This window comes from Paenibacillus sp. Lou8.1 (assembly GCF_024213565.1).
Classification (GTDB): Bacteria; Bacillota; Bacilli; order Paenibacillales; family Paenibacillaceae; genus Paenibacillus; species Paenibacillus polymyxa_B.
This window is the reverse complement of the sequence record NZ_JANAVN010000008.1, coordinates 265,011-285,584: the sequence shown is the minus strand read 5'-3', so window position 1 is coordinate 285,584 and position 20,574 is coordinate 265,011. Positions and strand designations below refer to the sequence as shown.

Sequence of the window (20,574 nt, the reverse complement as noted above, 5' to 3'; positions counted from 1 at the left end):
GTGCAACGCGGGATACGAGCTTTATTTTTTCGATTGCATATATGCATTTCCATACACTTTTTCACTCACTCAAGGATGCTTCAAGGCAAATCCGCAAACACCAATTCAGATATATCCTCATTGCCTGTTGCTCGTATCTTTAAGTTACAGCTTTTTTGAATTCGCGCGGCATCGCCAGGCCCTAACTGAAAATCCCCATCCCGGCACGTAACTTCCACATGACCGTTAACTACATAGATGTGGGTGCGGCGCTCCTCTTGCTGCGGATATTCAAGCTGCTGTCCTTTTTCCAATCTGCTCAGATACAGATTTATATCCTGCGCGATGGATAACGCCCCCTCCACTTCTGAACCAGACACAACAGGCTGAAGCCGATTTAGACGTTCACTGTGCTTGAATCTTTGCACCTGATAAGAAGGCTGAATGCCAGGACTCTCGGGTAAAAACCACATTTGCAAAAAACGAACCGGTCTTTCATCCCCAGTATTTCGCTCTTCATGTTCAATTCCGGTGCCTGCACTCAGAACTTGGATCGAGCCGCTTTTCAAATCCTGCTCATGTCCTAAGCTGTCGCTATGATGCAATTGGCCTTCAATTACATAGGTGACGATTTCCAAATCGTGATGCGGATGTCTTTTGAAGCCTTGTTGCGGTTCAAGCTCGTTATCATTATGGGCTAGCATACAGCCAAAATGGGCATTGCTCGGATCTTCATAATCGGCAAACGAAAAGCTAAACTCACTATGAATCCACCCTTTATTTGAGGTATGTCTTTCTGCCGATGTCACTATTTTAATCATCCTTAACACCTCCATGGATTACAGTTCCGTAAAGCAGCTTTGCTTCGTGATGACTATTCCACTTCCGGCCCTGGCATTACAAACGCTGTGATACGATCCCTTTACCCCGGGCTTATATGCCTCAATCAGCCTGTCGTCGCCGTCGGGTTTTGCTCTTAAGTTCATTATTAGTTAAGTTAATAGTACGAAAAATTAAATCTATTACAGCCATAAGGAGGAGATTTATTACATATGCTATCCCATGAACCCCAACCATCCCGGTTCCTACCAAGCTATTTGCGTCGTAGTCTGTATGCATCTATTATCATGATCGCTGTGTTGCTTCTCATCGCCTACTCTGTGAAGTGGATTGGCACAGCTCCTTTTCTATATTGGGATGAACGCATACAGGATGCCGTTTTTCCAGACACAGCAGCTGCTCGTTACCAACTGCTAACCATCGCTATATTCATTACATCTTTAGGTTCACTCCGCATGTCGTTGATCATCGCCCTCGGTGCTGCTACCTTGTGTTGGGTCAGCCTTCGTTCAAAAGCTTATTCCTTTGCGATCCTAAGCAGCTTTACGGCGATGTGGGTGCTAAATACGCTCATTAAGGAAATTTTGCAACGGGAACGCCCGTCACTTCAACATTTGGTTGAAGCCGGGGGTTATAGTTTTCCCAGCGGTCATGCGATGATTTCCATGGGATTTTTCGGAATGATATTTGCCATTTGGGCCATAGAACGAAAGATTCGTGGGCGTTCGCTCTTTCTTCCGTGCGCTCTGGGTGTACTACTGATTCTTTTGATTGGATTAAGCCGCGTATATCTAGGCGTTCACTTTCCTACAGATATTGTGGGTGGCTATATTGCAGGTATAATTTGGCTGGTGTTTACCGTTCCTGTGATCTATTGGCAAGCGCGCATGCAGCTTCCTTCCACCCCCCACCGGTAAATGTCCGAGACGGCTTTTTGTTTCACTCCGGGTCACGACGTTTATATACGAAGTAAGCAAGGCACAGCAATATCAAAGCTCAGCATTCATCAAAAACGTTATGGTTTTGTGAACTTAGGATAAGGGAGGCGATCCTTGTGTGGGGAATTGTACTAAGTATTGTAATGGCTATTATTATCGGATTGATTGGCGATGCACTGGCTGGTCATGAAATGCCTGGCGGCATTGCCGGCTCTATGATTGCTGGATTTGTAGGAGCTTGGCTAGGTGTCATGCTATTGGGAGACTGGGGCCCGGTCATCGGAGATTTTGCAGTCATTCCAGCCATACTCGGAACCGCATTGTTCGTGTTCTTGCTCGGACTGGCGTCCAGGCTATTAAGAAGGGCTACCTAACATTTATATATATCTTTTATTCTTTAATTCTATAAGAGGAGTGATATAACATGAGTAACATTGACAATCAAAATATGGCAAGTACTTCAGGTTTTGCAAAAGGTTTATTTATTGGAGGTTTGATTGGTGCTGCCGCAGCCCTGCTGTTCGCGCCGAAGCCGGGTCGTGATTTGCGTAGTGATCTGTCTGATAAAATTACAGTCGTCTCCGATAAAACAAAGGACGTGGCATCTGTAGTGAGCAGCAAAGCGACAGATTTGGCCAAAACCGTTTCCACCAAAACAGCAGATGTAGCCAAAACGGTATCCGAGAGCAAAGACAACATCGTATCCAGCGTAACCAAAGCTTCTGCAGATGTCGCTAATGAAGCAGCCAAAGCGGATAAAGAAGTCATGGATGCAACGGCTCAAGCGGCCAAGGATACGCAAAAACAATTGAATGCAAATTCCTAACAGCTACACATTCTGATGGCAAAAAATAAGCCCTACACTGAACAGCCAGCATGCAAGAAGCTGGCTGTTTTTAAATGATAGAAAGGCTGGGATGACAATGAACAAGCCAAATTCCTATGGAGATGATCTTACCGCGAACAACAAAAGAACCTTTCATCCCCTACAGACTCAAGATCAGCCAGATGAAGTTTCATCCAAGCAGACTTCTTCTACTCATAATCATGTTAAAACACATGATCAGGAGAGAGACTTTGATGTAAATGAACATCCTTTTGAGCTGCGCCATGAGGTCAAGCGGCTTAACAAACGCTTAGATCAAATAGCAGATACGCTCGAAAGAGCAGAATTCAAAGATATTCTGGAGAACTACTCCAGCACTAAAAGAAGAATTATGAGCAATCTGACCGCAGGCATTGCACGTGGTCTCGGTCTTACGCTGGGCACAGTGGTCATACTCGCCTTGCTCGCTTGGTTGCTCAGTTTCCTGGTGCAATTAAATCTTCCGGTCATTGGAGATTTCATCGCCGAATTATTAGGATATATCAAAATGAGCCAAGGTACTAAGTAATCGTCCTTATCTCATTTAAAAACGATCCATCGTAACCGGTAATAGACTCCTCAAAGAGCCTCCAGTTACGATGGATCGTTTTTTATTTTTATATTGTAACGACTGTAATCAGCCGTTACAATTTGTTGCGCTTGTTAGCCTTCAATAAGTCTCCTGTCCACCCCTTCATCATCAGCCAGCCGTACATTCCCGCCATACTTAGCAATGTGGCAATAATCACGGTTGTAAAACCCCAGCCTGTTTTAATCCAAGGCATATTTTCAAAGTTCATGCCCCATATAGCGCCCACTACGGTTGCTGGTGTAAATACGGCGGTGACAATGGTGAGCGTCTTCGTAATCTCATTCCCTCTAAATGCGGAAATGGCATCGTCAATGGAGATCAATGTGTCGATTTCCTTTTCATAATGCAGGAAAAGTCCTTCCATCCGAGTAACACGGTAAAGTAACTGCTTGAAAAAGCGATTCTCCTCCAGTTGATCCAGATATGCCTCCCGAGAAGCCGTCACCAGCTCTGAAAAAGGAATGAACATATTGCTCCAATACAACAGCTCGAAACGTGCATTCAATATAGAATCCATCAGCGTACGGGCATTCCTTTTCTCCATCTCCTCTTCCAGTCTTCTCAGGTTGATCTCGAACTTATCCATACCTGTATGAAAATAATGAAGCACGGCTCTCGCCAATACAAACATGCCGTCAGCTGCATCCTCACACTGTTCCAGCATTTTTTGGCGTTCCGCGGTGTGCATGATTTCACGGGTATTTTGATCCAGATTTAACGTCACTAACTTTTGGTTTAGAACCAGAAAATAAAACTTGTTGCAATTACGCTGACTGTCGATCTCCTCCTGAACGGAGTAAATCAACGACCCGTACATTAAGGGTTGATTGCCATCTGGAAAGCGCACAGATATAAAGCTGGATGGAATGTCCTCTACCTTGTCCAGCCATTCTGCGGCTTCTGGGAGCTTCTCCTTCAAGTGCTGTATGACCGAATCTTGCCAATTCCCAGCACTGATGTCCCACCATTCCCATCCTCCGCGAAAGGAAGAAATCTGTTCAAATGCTGTCATGGATTCCAACCTTCCTCCCAACCTTTTTGCTTTATAAAAAGGACACGCTTCCCATATCGGAATAACGTGTCCTTACGATGTGACGCCAAATATGTTAAGCCAAGAATTCCGCGGTCTTCTCATGAAATAGAGGAATTAGACATAATCTGCTTCAGCTTTTCCGTTGCCCGCTTCTGAATACGGGAAACGCTCATCTGCGATACGCCCAACGTCTGTGCAATCGCACGTTGAGATTGACCGTCCTGAAATGCCAGAAGAAGCACCTTTTGTTCCTGCTCCTTCAGTTGGCTTAAAGCCTGCTGCAAATCCATTCGTTTTTCCACAGTGTCATAATCGTTAGCATCCGAGCTAATGAGCTCGCCTAACGTAGCTGCACTCTCTTCCTGGGATAAAGGCGAGTCCAGTGAAACATAGTGATAGCACTCACGGCCAGCAAGCACCTCAATCGTTTCTTCTACGGTAAGATCCAAGTAGGTCGCAATCTCGTCCACATTGGGTGAGCGTTCCAATTTAACGGTCAGTTCATCAATAGCATGTTGAACAAGCGCACCCTTTTCCTTAATACGGCGAGGAACCTGGATATACCAGGATTTGTCGCGCAAATAATTTTTCATATGTCCCAGCATACTTTTCATAGCGTACGGTTCAAATGGGATACCCAAGCTGATATCGTATTGCTGAAGCAGACGTATCAAAGCCATCTGACCGGTCTGATATAAATCCTCGTATAAATCCGGACGGTTACGGGAGATCTTCCCGGCAGCCATCTTGACCATCGGCTCATACTTGCGGATCAGCACGGTAGCAATCTCGTTATCTTTTGTTTGCTGGTACTCCCAGATTAGACCAACGGCTTCATCCATCGACTCCGGGGGAGTTACCTTTTCATTCATACTCTTTCCTCACTTCTGGTCAGGCGCTTTACCAGCACCACTTCGGTGCCTTTTCCTGTCTCATTCAAGATATGGACATCGTCCATAAGCGCCTGCATGAGATAAAAGCCTAATCCGCCTATCTGCGCATCATTCAACTCCTTGTCATGCAAGGATGCGATACGGGACGGGTCATCCACACGTTCAAAGCTCTCCCCTTCATCTTTGACACGAATAGACAACGAAGCTTCATCAAATTCAAATGTTACTTCCACGACTCCCCCCTCATGACCATATGCATAAAGGACAGAGTTATTACAGGCTTCCGATACAGCCACTTTCATGTCTTCAATATCCTCATAAGAGAATCCCATTTTCGCGGCAATACCGTATAAATTTAATCTTACAATATCAACAAAGTCAGCAGTTGCCGGCAAATTAAGAACTACTTTTTGAATTTGAGCATTCATTTCTTTTTCTTTCCTTTCCTATTGGGAATTCTCCTGGGGGGCAAAGAATTTGGCAATACCGGTCATATCAAACAGCTTTTGAATCTGAGGCGGTACCTCTTGAACTGTAAACCGGGACTCCATCCCATGCCTTGCTTTTAAAATAGATAACAAGATACCAATACCCGTGCTGTCAATGTATTTAAGGTCTCTCAAGTTAATAATCAAATCTTGGCTGGACTCCCCCACCAAAGGCTCCATCACCAGACGAAAATCAGGTGCTACCGAAAGATCCAACTCTCCACTCAGATAAACGGTATTTACACCATCGGTTGTTTCTGTAATTGCATTAAATTTCTCATTTTTATTTGTATTCATAGGCCTACTCTCCCGAAAAAAGATTTCCCTACATACTAACCCATTATACGAGCGTTTGAATCACGGTATAACTTTTTAAACACTACCAAATGCCACCATCTAGGCTTCATTGATTTGATCTTTACCCGGCTGCATTGGAAAATGGTCCGGAGAATGCCGTAGCAACGCCTGTTTTACACTGCTGATTTTAACGGGCTTACTAATATAATCGTTCATCCCAGCTTCAATACATCGAGGCTGAATACCCTCCATGACGTTAGCCGTCATGGCGATAATGGCAGGTTGGGATCTTCCCGCCAATTGTTCACGCACTCTACCCGTACACTCCAGACCGTCCATCACAGGCATTTGCAAGTCCATAAAGATATAGTCATAGTCCTGATTCGCCATGACCATATCAAGCGCCTGTTGCCCATCTGCTGCCACATCTGAAGCTAAACCGAGCTTATCCAGTATATTAACCATTAGCTTCTGGTTGATCGGATGGTCATCCACCACCAGTACAGGTTTACGACTTGGAGACTCCTGATGTGGAATTTCCCAATCGTGGCTGGACTCCCCCTCCAGTTCATTTTCCTCAGCAAAGCCAAGCTTCATTGTAAAATGAAACGTCACGCCTTGTTCTCCACTCGTATCTACACGAATATCTCCGCCCATCATATTCACCAAGGTTTTACAAATGGCAAGTCCTAACCCGGTACCACCATATTTACGCGTCATTGAAGAATCCAGTTGGGAAAAGGGCTGAAATAGCCTTCCGACCTTAGCCGAATCAATGCCAATGCCTGTATCCTTCACAGAAAACTCAACGGTAAGTCCATTGTCACTGTGCTCTTTGACAGATGCGAAGACATATACCCCGCCTCGGTCTGTAAATTTGACGGCATTGGATACCAGGTTAATCAATACTTGTCGCAATCGCCCCATATCTCCATATAACACCGGAGGCATCTGTTCATCGAGAAAATAAACCAGCTCCAAATTCTTTCGGTTGACTTCTACTGTAAACAGGCTGAAAACTTCCTTGATACAGGAAACCAGATCAAAAGGATATTCCTCTACCTCCATTTTGCCTGACTCCAGCTTGGTAAAGTCCAGAATATCATTAATGACCGCTACCAGCGCGTCTGCGCTACGACGGATGATATCAGCATATTCCTGCTGATCGGTCTGCAGCTCTGTCTCCATCAGCAGATCAATCATGCCAATAACACCGTTCATAGGTGTGCGGATCTCATGGCTCATCATTGCCAGAAATTCCGTTTTGGCATTGGCAGCAATCTCTGCTGCCTCCTTGGCGGCAATCAGTTCGCTGTTCATCTTCTCAAGCTCCTGCGTCTTGTGGTGAAGCAGCATGGATTGTGTCTTCAAGCGTTTGTTTGTCAGATACATTTGCACGAAGCCTTCAATTTTGGACTTGAGAATTTGAGGGATGAACGGCTTCACCATATAATCAATACCACCGGCTGAATATCCCGCAAACAAATGCTCAGCTTCCTTGCTGTTAGCTGAAATGAAGATAATCGGAATATCCTTTGTTTTCTCTCTGGCCTTGATCAACTTTGCAGTCTCAATTCCATCCATACCCGGCATTTGTACATCGAGGACTACGAGTGCAAATTCATCTTTTAATAGACATCGCAGTGCTTCTTCCCCGGATGTGGCCTTTACTAGATTATATTGTTCACTCTCCAGCACCGCCTCAAGAGCGAGCAGGTTCTCAGGTCTGTCATCTACCAGCAATATATGAATCGGTTCATGAAGCCCCATGGAATCCTCCTAAGCATCTCTATTTAATCTTCCGGTATATTTTTTCTATCCGGTCCAGCGGCTCGTAGGAATCACTATAATCGGTAAAATGTATGGATTCCTTGGCCCCAAGCACCAACACACCAAAATGACTCAAGCTATCATAAAACAACCCATGTACATGGTTGCGAAGTTCGTCGTTAAAATAGATCATGACATTCCGGCAAAAAATCACATTGAACTCGTTAAAGGACCGGTCTGTCGCTAAGTTGTGCTCCGCAAAAATAATATTTTTCCGTAAAAAAGGATGAAACATCACTGAATCATACTTGGCTGTATAATATTCAGAGAACGAATGTGTGCCCCCCGACTCCAAATAATTTTTGGTATACAGCTTCATTCGGTCGATCCCGTATACGCCTTCCTTCGCCTGCTGTAAAGACAGGTTATTCATATCCGTCGCATAAATGCGAGCCTTATCATATAAGCCTTCCTCATGCAGCAAGATTGCCATAGAATATACTTCCTCACCAGTGGAGCAACCTGCATGCCAGATTCGAATGTACGGATACGTTCGCAAAATAGGAATGATTTTCTGCCTGAAATTCAGAAACAGCTCCGGATCACGGAACATCTCGGTTACCGGAATGGAAAGGCTTTGTACCAGTCTATCGAAGGCGCTGCGATCATGCAGCACCTTCTCCTGAAGTCCTGATATCGTGCTTACGTTCTCGGACTGCGCATGATAATAAACACGCCGCTTAATCGAAGGCAGAGCATAGTTACGAAAATCGTAGCCGTACAGCCGATGTATACCTTCCAGCAACAGCTCAATCTCAATCAATTCCCGCTCAGTATCATTCGATTTCACTTCATTAGCAGCATTATCCGCCATATCCTTAGATGTCATAATCTCTCTCCAATTCCTAAATAGGTTTTGCCTATGCCGCTCCAATCATGTGTCGATTTATATTACCCATTTTTTTGGGTTACGAATACAACCAAACCCGCATTAATGATAAAAGCTGTTCGGTTTGAATCGGTTTTTTCACATAATCGGAAGCGCCTGCCTCAATACACTTGGAACGATCATCCTTCATGGCCTTGGCTGTCAGGGCAATAATAGGCATCTTCTCGAATTGTGGCATTAGCCGAATACGTCGCATCGCTTCATATCCATCCATTTCCGGCATCATCATATCCATCAGCACCAGATCAAAATCAGGTGTCTGTTCCAGCAGTTCCAGTGCTTCTCTTCCATTTTCCGCAAAGGTAACCTCCATACGATAGCTTTCCAGCACACTGGACAGAGCAAATACATTGCGAATATCATCGTCTACCAACAATATTTTTTTACCTTCAAACAGCTCTTCCTTGTTGTATAGCTTCTGCAAAATTTTGCGTTTGTCCTCAGGAAGGTTCGCCTCTACACGATGCAAGAACAACGTTGTTTCGTCCAAAAGCCGTTCCGGCGATTTAACATCCTTAATAATAATAGACTCTGCATATTTACGAAGTTGCGTTTCTTCTTTGCTATCCAGATCTTTGCCTGTATAAATAATGATCGGCAGATCAGTTAGCTGCTCATTCTCTCGAATACGATCCAGCAGTTCAAAACCAGTCATATCGCTCAGCATCAGATCCAGTACCATGCAGTCATACCGCTGGGTAGCCAGCTCATTTAGTGCTTCCTGACCTGTCGATACCGCCGTAATGGCAACATCATCATGATCGATCAGCTCAATAATGGATTTACGCTGATTATCATCATCTTCAACCACAAGAAGACGTTTGACCATCTGGTCCGTATACGATTTGATATGTGAAAATGCCTTATCCAGACTTTCCTTCGAAGATGGCTTTTTGAGATAGGCAATCGCGCCCATCATCAAGCCCTGCTTCACATCATCTATGACCGAAATAACATGCACTGGAATATGACGTGTCGATGAATTTCCTTTTAGCTCGCCCAAAATGGACCAGCCATCCATCACAGGTAATTGAATATCTAATATAATAGCGTCCGGCAAATAAGACTGAGCCATGTTGAGCCCATCGTCTCCTTGGAGAGCGATCAGGGCCTTAAAACCCCGGCTACGGGCCATATCGTACAAAATATTAGCAAAATTAATATCATCTTCAATAATCAGCAGCACTTTATCCTGCGAGGTAATCTCGTTTCGGTCGTCCCCCGGATGTATAATGTCCGCCGCTTTGTTTTTCGAAGGCATCTGATATAATGGCAACCGTTTAGCAGGCATAATCATGGGAAGATCCGTTTCTGCCGAGGCTGCGACATTCTCAACATCCGAATTCACAACCGTACCGTTAAATTCCTCTCTCGAATGAGAATCCATATCCTCAGCCGTTGGCGTTTGTTCCGGCAAATACAATGTGAAGCAACTGCCCTGTCCCTGCTCGGATTCCACCGTAATAACGCCGCCCAACAATCTGGAAAGCTCGCGGCTGATCGACAGACCTAGTCCTGTCCCTCCGTACTTCCGGCTGGTTGTACCGTCTACCTGCTGGAAGGCTTCGAAGATCAGATCCGTTTTATCGGAAGCAATCCCAATGCCCGTATCACGCACAGATAGAGCCAGATAGGCTCTTCTTGGATTTAGCAGACCAGGAAGCTGCTCTCCGTTTGCCCGGGATACATTGAAACGAATAGAACCTTCCGTGGTGAACTTGAACGCATTGGACAGCAAATTACGTAAAATTTGTTTGAGACGATAACCGTCACTGATAATGGCATCCGGCAGGTTCTCTTCGATTTGGGTATGCAGTTGAAGCTCACGTTGGGCTGCAACCGGAGCAAAATTCTGCTCCACAAACAGTTCCAGTTCCTTCAAGTGGACCGCTTCATGGTTAATATCCATTTTTCCAGCGTCTACTTTGGATAAATCCAGAATTTCATCAATCATTTTCAACAAATCGGCGCCTGACATATAAATGGTTTGTGCATATTCCACTTGCTTTGGCTTGAGATTGCCTTCCTTGTTCTCAGACAAGAGCTGAGAAAGAATAAGCAAGCTATTTAGCGGAGTACGCAGCTCATGAGACATATTGGCCAAAAACTCGGATTTGTATTTGCTTGTAATTCCTAGCTGCATTGCCTGTTGCTCCAACTGAGCTCGTGCATGTTCGATCTCGTCGTTCTTTTCTTCCACTTCTCGAACTTGTTCTTCTAACGCTCTAGTTTTGGCAATCAGTTCAGTATTAAAATGCTCCAATTCTTCTTGTTGACGTTGTAACAATTCCTCTGAACGCTTGAGTTCTTCTGTTTGCTCCTCCAAATTTTCGTTGGAGCGCTTGAGTTCCTCTTGCTGAGTTTGTAGCTCCTCAGATTGGCATTGCAATTCCTCAGTAAGTGCCTGGGATTCGCGCAGCAATTGCTCTACACGCATCCGTCCCTTGATATTGTTCAGAATGATTCCCAAGCTCTCTACTAATTGAGCAAACAGCTTGGTTTCCAGATCACTGAAGCGATCCAGTGACGCTATTTCTACAGCACCGATACACTCATCCTCGAACAAAATAGGAAAAATCATAATTCCCACTGGCTTACTTTCTCCTAAGGCAGAGCCTATGGACAAATATCCGTCAGGAGCCTCTGTAATCAAGATCGGCTTACGATCCAGAACACATTGTCCGAGCAAGCCTTCGCCCACATGGATAACGTCCCTAATCGAATTTTCGCCAGTCACCTTTGCATAGGAACCGTATAACTTAAAACGGTTGTCTTCTACATCTTTCCCTTGCAAATAGATGGCTCCATAGCTGCCTCCCAAGATGGGCGTAAACTCACTAATGAACATCTGAGCAACCTGCTCCAGTGAATTTACGCCACGGAACAACTCAGTCACCCGAGCAGTATTGGCATTAAGCCAAGTTTGGTCCTTCTGCGTTTGAAGGACGGAATGTTCAAATTTCCGCTTTTCTTCCAAGTCTCCGGCCATTTGTTGAAATACACGAGCGACCTCACCAATTTCATCTTTGGAGGCAACACTTATTCGGCTGATGGCCCTGTACTTTCCCTTGCCAAAACCATTAATCATGAGATTCACGACATTTAGACCTTTGGCAATGCTTGGGAGCACCCACAAAATAACCAGTAAGCCCATGATCAGGCCGGCGGCCATCAGAATTGTGGTAATCTGCACAGATTCTTCATACGCCAAATTGGCCTGCTTCATGTCGCTATCAATTTCCCGATCCTGAAAAACGGCAAGGGCATTAATACTATCCATCGCCTCTTCTTGGGCAGGCAAACCAGTACTATTGCGGAAAGCGTTAGCCTCATCAATACGATCTTGCCCCAACAAAGAAACCAGTCTTTGTTCGTAACTTAAAAATTCATTCCACGCGACGGCTACCCGATCAACCTGCTGTTGCTCTTCACTGGTGCCGGAATTCGTTTGCAGACTAGCCAGCACTTTCGTTCCAGTAGCCGAAATATCGTCCAGCTCGCGTTTGGCCTCACTAACGGAGGAACCTGGATTCAAGATCAGATTGGCCATCACTTTGGCCATATCATTCACCTGCCCGCGAATAGCTGTTGTTTTCCGGACCTTCATATATCGATCCTGATAAACCTGGTTTAGCTGTTCATTCAGGCTCCCCATCCGGTCATAGCTGATTAGCGTCAGCACAAGGAGGATCGCCATAAGCGATCCAAAGCCGATCAGCAGTTTATTTCTGATTTTCATGCAAGCTCTCTCCCTCTTTCAATGAAATCCAGATCAGGCACTTATCATCATCGCGATCCTGTGGCGTCTCATTACGAAAAAATGCATCCAGCATCGCTTCTTCGTTCCATTCCTCATACTTACGTAGACACTCAGTCAGATACTCCAACTGCTCCTCATATTCACCTTCCACCGCTTCCAGCAAGCCATCCGTATACAAAGCGATATGTCCAGTTCCTTCATAATGAATCGTGTGCATTTCTGCATCAATCTTATCAAACAAACCAACCGGGCTACATGCACGGTCAAATTTGGTAATGCTGCCATCCTGGTTGAACAGCAAACCGGGAGGATGTCCCGCATTTACATAGTCAATTCGCCGTGAACGGGTATCAATCACCATATAAATCGCCGTAAAATAATACTGTACCAGCTGCTTGCCCAGATCCAGTTGATTAAAACGACGATTCAGCTCTTGTATGACTTTCTCAGGCTCCACATATGTGGTCACCGTATCCTTAAGTACAGACGCAATGAACATGCAGAACAACGAGGAAGAAATGCCATGCCCCATCATATCAAGCAAAATGATGGCATATCGCCCCTCCCCTAACGGATACCATGAATATAAATCCCCTGCCAGTTCAAAGGAAGGCTGATAGAGCGCATTCACTTGCAGCACTGGGTCATGGATGGCAGGACTAAGCACCGCCTGCTGCACCATCGCGGCCAGCTTCAACTCATCCTGAATTCGCTGATCCCGATCCTTATGCCAATCCTTCTCCTGTTTGAGACGCAAGGCAGACCGGATTCGCGCCATGAGCTCTACCTTGTTGATCGGCTTCGTGACGTAATCGACGGCTCCCACATCTAGAGCTTCGGCCAATTTTTTGGAATCTCCTACCGCCGTTACCATAATAATCGGGATATCTTTTAAATGCTCATATTCCTGCACAATACTGCAAGCTTCAATGCCGTCCATTTCAGGCATCATCATATCCAGCAGCACCAGATCAATATCGGAAGGACGGGGCCGAAGACTAATGGTACGGTCGCCGATTCCCAGATGCTCCAACATTTCTGCGGCCGAGCTAGCAGAGATCACATCCCGATAATTTTCTTTTTTCAGTATTTCACGAATAATAATGACATTCGTCGGGTTATCGTCAACAATTAGAATTCTCATTGGCCTCTCCTTATCTGTAACTCATGTATTATACTATACCTGCTTAAACGGCAACACCCTTGTTGATTGGAAGTAGTGTTTCCGTAAGAAGGCATTCCAAAAACATAGATAAGGAATGAGGCTAAAACCCCATTCCTTATCTATGTTTTTGGAGGACCCGCGAAACACTTGTGCTGCGGTCAACATCCTCTTTTTCGAATCTAATGTCACTCTGCTTTTATGTTGAACAGCAATATCACGCTTTTTTAGCAATGACCAGCACTTTACCCTGATCCAGTTCTTTTTCATAAAAGTCAGCTTCGGTATCTGTAAATCCCAAAGAAGTAATTTTAGCGCGAAGCTCATCGCCACGGGAACGGAACAAGTTGGCTAATGAATCGAAAACGCCCTCTTCCTTAATCCCGATTTCCTTGGCATCCACCGTATCGGCAATACGATCTGTCCGATCCTGATCATGAGCGAGCACGAACACATCCTCATAACGATAGCCCGTGTTACGCAACTCATTTACTGCTTCAACGGCTTGTACACCGTTATCTACCACTTTGGCATAAGATTTATGATTGGTCTGATTCATGTTTCTCACGCTCCTTTAAGGATTGACTTCTCTGACTATTACACTTCACATATCCATTTGAAACTTCCATGTTATGTCACGCCTCAAAAAAATCGATTACCACTCCGTTTCATCAAAAAACTCAACATACTTAGGTTTATCAGAATTCTCATCCATAAACACTTTGATTGCACGTTGTCCGCGTACATAGACCTCTCCGTCTTCCGCTGTGAATTGCGAGCCACCCAGCGCCTGATCCAGCGTTTTCCGTTGCAGCGGCAGCCACTTATCATTTACCTTGATTCGACCAGCAGCAGGATTTACATGCACATAAGAAACGACGTCCTCACGCATACCTACGACAACATCTGGATATTGGTATTCTGTAGAAAGCAGCAGCATATCCTTTTTGACTCGTTGTGGCTTGCCTAGCTTCTTCAACACATCCGCACGGGTGTCATCCAAAGATATGCCATTTAAGGTATGAAAATCTGCTGGTACAGCATGTGGAGCGGGTATCGTCTGCACAGTCCTAACCATATGCCCCGCTGTTTGCGGGGAAACGGTTTGCTGAACCGTATCCTGTCCGGAAAAGGGAGTGAGCAAACCAGCAGCTAGTAATAACGTCTTCATCATAAATCTCACCCTTTCAATGAATTTCCTGTAGTTTACGGTTCAGCCACTATGCTACTGACGCATTTTCTGCCACACCCCAGCAGCGATGTCTACATAACCCAACCAGTTTTTACCCGGTTTGGCCGCAGGTTCCTCATAAGTCGCATTGTAGCTCTGAACCGTCCGCTCCGTTGCGGTCAAAGGTCTATTCGGTGTCGTTGCCTTGATCGCGTGATCCGTTCTGGAGGTATTACTCGTAGCGCTATGCGATTTCTGAAACCGTGTCATTAACGCTGTTGAAGCCTGCTTGGCAGCCAGCGTCACTTCGCTGAGTACCTCTCCCAAGTTTCTAACCGATTCCATCACTGGCTCCACTTGCTTCAATTTATGATCAACGTCTGCGGTGATGTCATTCGCATGTCGAACCGTTTGTTTTACTTCATAACTCAGTTCATCTATCGTTTTTTGTACATCCTGCAAGGTTTGAGTCACCTTATCCAGAGAGCCTTGTGCTGCTTTTAACGTTTTGATGAGGAAAATAACGAGAACTGCAAATGCGATAGCAATAATAAAAATGCTGACCTGTGTTAACATAGCGTAACCTCTCTTTCGTCTTTCACGATGATGTTTATGATTACTGCATAGTTACCCTTTAGATTCAGACACGAAACAACGTCCAGGCTGGCTTCTTCTCCGCTCCAAACGTTATGATTCACGGACTCTCGCACCGTTTAAAACACCATATAACGATGGCACAGCCACGAATAATCTATAGAAGTCATTGTCATCTGCAACCACGCTCTATCGGAGCGTGAGTATGCCACATTATATACAATTAAAGGAGGATACAGAACATGCTAAAATGGTCCGCTTTATTCTTAATTTTTGCTGTGATCGCCGGGATCTTAGGTTTTTTTGGTATCGTCGTGTCCATAGCTGCTACAATCGCTAAAATATTATTTGTGATATTTCTGGTGTTGTTCGTCATTTCACTCTTTACCGGAAGAAAACGGGTTTCATAGTTATCGGATGCTAGCTGCACAAGAGCAATATTCTAAATGTTTATCAAAAAAGGATGTTCCCACCCTGGTTAACAGGGCTGTGGAACATCCTTTTTTGATGCAGCTTTTTAACAGTTAGCGGCGCTTTATTGAATCACGCTGCCCCCAAACAGGAAACGATCCTGCCAAGGCTTGCTGAAATCCGTAACTTTTACACCGCCACCCGCTACAGAAAACGTATGGAGAAGCTTGTTGTCTCCCAAATATACAGCTACGTGTGTAATCGTTTGGGAGGAATTATCCAAGGACGTGTACGCCCCGGAAGATGCATTATAATTTGTAAAGAAGAGCAAATCGCCACGCTTCAGCGTAGTCATGTCCGTATTCGGCTGACTGTTTTGCTTGATCCACTCACCCTGTGAACGAGAATCTGCCGGAAGCTGGATACCTACAGCCTGACGGAAAATTTGACGGGTAAATGCCGAGCAATCAAAAGTAGCCGTACTGTTGCGATCTGAACCATATTCATATGGAGTTCCGAGATAAGTCATCCCCGTGTTAATAACCTGCTCTATGGCAGCCGCTGCATCACCGGAAAACATGTTCATAGTTGACACAGGAGAGGCTGTCGCAGGTATTACGGTAGTATCAGGAGTGGTTGTCACCGGGGCAGACACAGGCTGCTGCACAACAACGCCCTCACCAATACGAATATACTGTGGAGACGAGCTGACGTAGCCCACCGTACCATCAGCTTTGGTAACCTTGAACCAATAAGCATTACTTGGGTCGGTAATCGTTACGACATCCCCTGCATTCAAATAGCCCAAAACCTCGGAAGAAGTGGATGCCTCCGCCCGCAAACGAACGGACGTTTGAATCGTGGCTTTCGTTTGACCGGCAGAACTATTCACTGAGGCCACTGCCTCTTTAGCTGAAACATTTTTAACTGACTCTGTGGCTTCCGATTTACGAGTGGTAGACGGGGTGACAGCAGCAGCGACGCTGGTAGCGCCAACTTTTATGTACTTGTCGGAGCTGCTAGTGTATCCGGTTACTCCATCAGAAGTCTTGATCTTATACCAATAGCTGTTGGTTTTCTCCAATACCGTTACGGCCTCTCCCTGCTTCATAAAGCTGACTACATCCCCTGTAGTCGAAGGACCGGATCTAAGCTTTACAGCCGCCTGAATAACCGCCTTCTGTCCTGTGGATGCTGTTGATGCGGCTGCGTCAACCTGACCCGGCGCCACATGAATTGCTGCCAACAGCGCGGCTGACGTCATGAGCATTCCCATCACGCGTCTTCTCAATGTTGCACCTCCTGGCTGTTTTTACGAATTTGAAGAGCATATCCAATTCCGACGAATATAGCCGGACATGCCTTCATTATAGTAAAAGCAGCAGGAAGAGAGATATAATCCAAACGTCACAAAAGGAAGCGTATACGCCTTTTGCATATAGGTCTAAAGTCACTTTTAATACTAACTATTTAATAATTAATCTATAATTTGGGTTCTACATGGACATGGACATGCATCGTGTTATGAACCTCTTGCAGGCGTTCCTCAATCCGGTCGCTGATCCGATGCCCTTCAATCAGGCTGAGTTGCGGATCCACCTCAATGACCACATCCACCAGCGCATGATTTCCGTGTACACGTGCCTTAACGTCCCGAATCCCCTCTACTCCAGGTATACAGGCAATCGTACTCCGTAAGTCAGACAGTTCTTGCTCATCAAATCCATCGGTCAAGCTGTGCGTGGAATCCTTAAAAATATCCCATGCTGTTTTACATATGATGAATCCTACCGCGATCGCAGCTACAGTATCCAGCCAGGGTAGCCCGAACTGTGCGCCGATAATGCCAACTGCTGCCCCAACACTGACAAGTGCATCCGATAGATTATCCTTGGCCGCTGCCAGCAAAGCCTTATTGTTAATTTGCCGTGCTAGTCTGTTATTGTAAAGGTACACTCCCAGCATAATCACCGCACAAATCACAGCTACACCCGCGGAGGTGATATCCGGTATTTGCTTTCCGCCCTTAAAAATGCTCCCGATCCCATCAATAAGCACCTGCAAACCGACGACAGCCATAATAAAGGACGCCAGCAGCGCCGCGATCGTTTCTGCCCGAAAATGTCCATAGGCATGGTCAGAGTCCGGTGGTTTTTGGGAAATTCTCAGCCCCACCAGTACAGCAACCGACACTACAATATCGGTGACATTATTGAAGCCATCCGCCCGCAACGCGCTAGAAGCAAATATATATCCGCTAATCAGCTTAAAGGCGGACAGCAAGAGATAAGCAGCAATGCTCACCCACGCCCCACGCTCACCTTTTCGTATTTCTTCATAGACATTTACCACAACGTAGGACACTCCTTCAAATATATAGTTTCCAGCAGAACGATCTCACCGGGCCCAAAATAAAAATAGCAGCATCGCTGCCCTGAATAATAACAATTTGTCTTTGGTTAACTGTTATTTTCAGGATAGCAGACGAACTTTGTGTGGGTCTAGAGAAACAGTCTTTCCGCTCTGCATCGCTGTAGTAACAACGAAAAAGTATTGCCAGACCCCATTCCTGTAGGTTACACAAAACATTTTTTCCTTCACACAAAAAACATACGTTTTCTCTTCCAACCCACCCGAGATGTGTGTTATCATTGTTGCCCTTGTCCCTTCTTTTAAAAACGTATAAAATGAGGACACAGCCGCGTTTTTCTTCAATCCAGCATGATTGACATGAATCTGGCGGCAACAGGAGGAATTTATTCATGAGCGATGCCAATGAACCACGTAAAGTTAATCTCGCAGATGCCATTCGGGAAAAGCTGGCACAAAAAAAACAGCAGTCCGGCGCTTCACAGCAGGGCGGCTTTCAAGGCGGTTCCACCAAAACACTGAAAAGCCAAAATACGAAGAAGCCGAACAACCAACGCCGTCGTACAGGCGGATCATAATCCACCTCATAGCCTTAATAGGGTATCAAAGGTCTGGCGTACCTCACTGCCAGAACCAAGTAAGCTATGGGCATGGTACAAAAACGAAAAAGAGGAGTCTCCCTGCCATCTTAATGGCCTGAAGGAGCTCCTCTTTCGTTTATCTAGTTGCTGAAGTTAGCCGATTTCTACCGGATACATACGTTCACGCAACTTTGTGATTTCTTCATTTTCCAAGTACTCATCATAGCTCATCGTACGGTCGATTACGCCGTTTGGTGTAATTTCCACGATGCGGTTCGCGATCGTTTGAATAAACTGGTGGTCATGCGATGTGAACAATATAGTACCATCAAAATCAATCAGACCATTGTTCAGCGCTGTGATGGACTCCAGATCCAAGTGGTTGGTCGGTTCTTCCAGCAGCAACACATTGGCACCGTTCAGCATCATTTTCGCCAGCATACAGCGAACCTTTTCGCCCCCGGACAGCACACTTGCTTTCTTAAGCGCTTCTTCTCCAGAGAAAAGCATACGTCCCAAGAAGCCGCGCAGGAACGTTTCGTCCTGATCCTTGGAATATTGACGGAGCCATTCCACAAGATTCATGTCCACACCTTCAAAATAGGTGGAATTATCTTTCGGGAAATAAGCCTGGCTAGTTGTAATCCCCCAAGAAAATTCTCCGCTGTCTGCTTCAATCTCGTTCATCAACACCTGGAAGAGCGTCGTTTTAGGCAAACCGTTCGGACCCACAAACGCGATTTTATCGCCCTTGTTCACAACCAGACTGAACTCGTTTAACACTTGCTCGCCTTCAACGGTTTTACTGAGACTGTCTACGGTCAGCAGTTGTTTGCCCGCTTCACGCTCAGGCTTGAAGTTAATGAACGGATATTTACGGTTTGAAGGACGGATATCGTCCAGCGTAATTTTATCCAGTTGCTTTTTACGTGAAGTTGCCTGTTTGGACTTGGAAGCATTCGCGGAAAAGCGCTGAATAAAGGCTTGCAGTTCCTTGATCTTTTCTTCCTTCTTCTTGTTCGCATCACGAGTCAATGCAAGCGCAAGCTGGCTGGACTCGTACCAGAAGTCATAGTTGCCGACGTACATCTGGATTTTACCAAAATCGATATCCGCAATATGCGTACATACCTTGTTCAGGAAGTGACGGTCATGGGATACAACGATGACGGTGCCTTCATAGTCCATCAAGAAATTTTCCAGCCATTGAATGGATTCGAGATCCAAATGGTTGGTAGGCTCATCAAGCAGCAAATTGTTCGGACGACCAAACAACGCTTGAGCCAAGAGAACGCGTACCTTGTCGTTCCCGCTCATCTCAGACATATTTTTATCATGCAGGTCACGCGGAATACCAAGACCGATCAGCAATGCAGCTGCATCCGGCTCGGCATCCCAACCGTTCAGCTCTGCAAATTCGCCTTCCAGTTCACCGGCACGCAAACCGTCTGCTTCGGAAAACTCCGTTTTAGCGTACAGCGCATCCTTTTCCTTCATGATTTCATACAGACGCGTGTGACCCATAATAACGGTTTCCAGAACCGGGAATTCATCGTATTCATAATGGTTCTGCTTGAGGACTGCCATCCGTTCGCCCGGTGTCATGTGAACCTCACCAGAATTGGCTTCGATTTCACCGGAAAGAATTTTCAAAAAGGTGGATTTACCCGCGCCATTCGCCCCAATCAGGCCGTAGCAGTTCCCAGGAGTAAATTTGATATTTACGTCTTCAAAAAGTGGGCGTTTACCATAACGAAGCGTTACGCCGCTTGTACTGATCATATAAGCATACCATCCTTATCATTAGTAAAGTGCTAAACACAAAATTACCGACGGCAATAGTATAACACACAAAAGATCGGATTCGAACCGTAGTATAAG

21 protein-coding genes are annotated in these 20,574 nt (G+C 45.5%); 6 read left to right on the top strand and 15 right to left on the bottom strand.

All coding sequences use genetic code 11. The features are described from left to right. Nucleotides 1-80 precede the first annotated feature (80 nt). Nucleotides 81-800, bottom strand: a complete 720-nt coding sequence (locus NLX78_RS13815) for a pirin family protein (RefSeq protein ID WP_254350702.1) — start codon at nucleotides 798-800, stop codon at nucleotides 81-83. 231 nt (nucleotides 801-1,031) lie between these two features. Between NLX78_RS13815 and NLX78_RS13810 the strand changes: the two genes are divergently transcribed. The 4 genes from NLX78_RS13810 to NLX78_RS13795 all read left to right on the top strand — a co-directional run bounded on the left by NLX78_RS13810 (nucleotide 1,032) and on the right by NLX78_RS13795 (nucleotide 3,151). Next, nucleotides 1,032-1,736 carry a phosphatase PAP2 family protein gene (locus NLX78_RS13810; protein WP_250260434.1) on the top strand — a complete coding sequence of 235 codons (705 nt, stop codon included), beginning with the start codon at nucleotides 1,032-1,034 and terminating at the stop codon, nucleotides 1,734-1,736. 137 nt (nucleotides 1,737-1,873) lie between these two features. Beyond that, nucleotides 1,874-2,131, top strand: coding sequence for a GlsB/YeaQ/YmgE family stress response membrane protein (locus tag NLX78_RS13805; RefSeq protein ID WP_069011991.1), 258 nt, complete (start codon nucleotides 1,874-1,876; stop codon nucleotides 2,129-2,131). A gap of 50 nt (nucleotides 2,132-2,181) precedes the next feature. Next, complete coding sequence (locus tag NLX78_RS13800) at nucleotides 2,182-2,583, top strand: YtxH domain-containing protein (RefSeq protein WP_023990268.1); 402 nt, start codon at nucleotides 2,182-2,184, stop codon at nucleotides 2,581-2,583. Nucleotides 2,584-2,674: 91 nt separating this feature from the next. Then, nucleotides 2,675-3,151: a DUF5665 domain-containing protein gene (locus NLX78_RS13795; protein ID WP_250260433.1), complete on the top strand. Its 477-nt coding sequence runs from the start codon at nucleotides 2,675-2,677 to the stop codon at nucleotides 3,149-3,151. 115 nt (nucleotides 3,152-3,266) lie between these two features. On the opposite strand, the gene NLX78_RS13790 is transcribed toward NLX78_RS13795, so the two are convergent. The 11 genes from NLX78_RS13790 to NLX78_RS13740 form a co-directional block, all read right to left on the bottom strand. Continuing rightward, nucleotides 3,267-4,226, bottom strand: coding sequence for a magnesium transporter CorA family protein (locus NLX78_RS13790; protein WP_165179366.1), 960 nt, complete (start codon nucleotides 4,224-4,226; stop codon nucleotides 3,267-3,269). Between the two features lie 119 nt (nucleotides 4,227-4,345). Continuing rightward, nucleotides 4,346-5,119: a sigma-70 family RNA polymerase sigma factor gene (locus NLX78_RS13785; RefSeq protein ID WP_013311929.1), complete on the bottom strand. Its 774-nt coding sequence runs from the start codon at nucleotides 5,117-5,119 to the stop codon at nucleotides 4,346-4,348. After that, nucleotides 5,116-5,568: an anti-sigma B factor RsbW gene (gene rsbW / locus NLX78_RS13780; RefSeq protein ID WP_254350701.1), complete on the bottom strand. Its 453-nt coding sequence runs from the start codon at nucleotides 5,566-5,568 to the stop codon at nucleotides 5,116-5,118. Before rsbW ends, NLX78_RS13785 begins: the two co-directional genes overlap by 4 nt. 18 nt (nucleotides 5,569-5,586) lie before the next feature. Next, nucleotides 5,587-5,925, bottom strand: a complete 339-nt coding sequence (locus NLX78_RS13775) for an STAS domain-containing protein (protein ID WP_061831464.1) — start codon at nucleotides 5,923-5,925, stop codon at nucleotides 5,587-5,589. A gap of 99 nt (nucleotides 5,926-6,024) precedes the next feature. After that, a complete protein-coding gene (locus NLX78_RS13770; protein WP_250266672.1) occupies nucleotides 6,025-7,695 on the bottom strand; it encodes a response regulator in 1,671 nt (556 codons plus the stop codon). Between the two features lie 19 nt (nucleotides 7,696-7,714). After that, nucleotides 7,715-8,584 carry a CheR family methyltransferase gene (locus NLX78_RS13765; protein ID WP_254350700.1) on the bottom strand — a complete coding sequence of 290 codons (870 nt, stop codon included), beginning with the start codon at nucleotides 8,582-8,584 and terminating at the stop codon, nucleotides 7,715-7,717. Between the two features lie 79 nt (nucleotides 8,585-8,663). Then, nucleotides 8,664-12,383: a response regulator gene (locus NLX78_RS13760; RefSeq protein ID WP_254350699.1), complete on the bottom strand. Its 3,720-nt coding sequence runs from the start codon at nucleotides 12,381-12,383 to the stop codon at nucleotides 8,664-8,666. Then, nucleotides 12,367-13,548: a PP2C family protein-serine/threonine phosphatase gene (locus NLX78_RS13755; protein WP_028541849.1), complete on the bottom strand. Its 1,182-nt coding sequence runs from the start codon at nucleotides 13,546-13,548 to the stop codon at nucleotides 12,367-12,369. The genes NLX78_RS13760 and NLX78_RS13755 overlap by 17 nt, the downstream gene beginning before the upstream one ends. Before the next feature lie 235 nt (nucleotides 13,549-13,783). After that, nucleotides 13,784-14,125, bottom strand: coding sequence for a YflT domain-containing protein (locus NLX78_RS13750; RefSeq protein ID WP_023990277.1), 342 nt, complete (start codon nucleotides 14,123-14,125; stop codon nucleotides 13,784-13,786). A gap of 96 nt (nucleotides 14,126-14,221) precedes the next feature. After that, nucleotides 14,222-14,740, bottom strand: coding sequence for a hypothetical protein (locus tag NLX78_RS13745; RefSeq protein WP_254350698.1), 519 nt, complete (start codon nucleotides 14,738-14,740; stop codon nucleotides 14,222-14,224). A gap of 51 nt (nucleotides 14,741-14,791) precedes the next feature. Continuing rightward, nucleotides 14,792-15,313 carry a DUF948 domain-containing protein gene (locus NLX78_RS13740; RefSeq protein ID WP_250266674.1) on the bottom strand — a complete coding sequence of 174 codons (522 nt, stop codon included), beginning with the start codon at nucleotides 15,311-15,313 and terminating at the stop codon, nucleotides 14,792-14,794. A 260-nt stretch (nucleotides 15,314-15,573) separates the two neighbouring features. Here NLX78_RS13740 and NLX78_RS13735 point away from each other — a divergent pair, with 260 nt between their 5' ends. Then, on the top strand, nucleotides 15,574-15,741 hold the full coding sequence (locus NLX78_RS13735; RefSeq protein WP_028541846.1) for a DUF1328 domain-containing protein: 168 nt from the start codon (nucleotides 15,574-15,576) through the stop codon (nucleotides 15,739-15,741). A gap of 125 nt (nucleotides 15,742-15,866) precedes the next feature. Here the strand turns inward: NLX78_RS13735 and NLX78_RS13730 are convergent, their stop codons facing one another. Next, nucleotides 15,867-17,033, bottom strand: coding sequence for a C40 family peptidase (locus NLX78_RS13730; RefSeq protein ID WP_254350697.1), 1,167 nt, complete (start codon nucleotides 17,031-17,033; stop codon nucleotides 15,867-15,869). Nucleotides 17,034-17,224: 191 nt separating this feature from the next. Next, nucleotides 17,225-18,094, bottom strand: a complete 870-nt coding sequence (locus tag NLX78_RS13725) for a cation diffusion facilitator family transporter (protein ID WP_061831470.1) — start codon at nucleotides 18,092-18,094, stop codon at nucleotides 17,225-17,227. Between the two features lie 410 nt (nucleotides 18,095-18,504). Here NLX78_RS13725 and NLX78_RS13720 point away from each other — a divergent pair, with 410 nt between their 5' ends. Continuing rightward, a complete protein-coding gene (locus tag NLX78_RS13720) occupies nucleotides 18,505-18,690 on the top strand; it encodes a hypothetical protein (RefSeq protein ID WP_029517162.1) in 186 nt (61 codons plus the stop codon). Nucleotides 18,691-18,846: 156 nt separating this feature from the next. Here the strand turns inward: NLX78_RS13720 and NLX78_RS13715 are convergent, their stop codons facing one another. Continuing rightward, the gene (locus tag NLX78_RS13715; RefSeq protein ID WP_061831472.1) at nucleotides 18,847-20,475 is read right to left on the bottom strand and encodes an ABC-F family ATP-binding cassette domain-containing protein; all 1,629 of its coding nucleotides are present in this window, start codon (nucleotides 20,473-20,475) and stop codon (nucleotides 18,847-18,849) included. Between the last annotated feature and the right edge of the window lie 99 nt (nucleotides 20,476-20,574).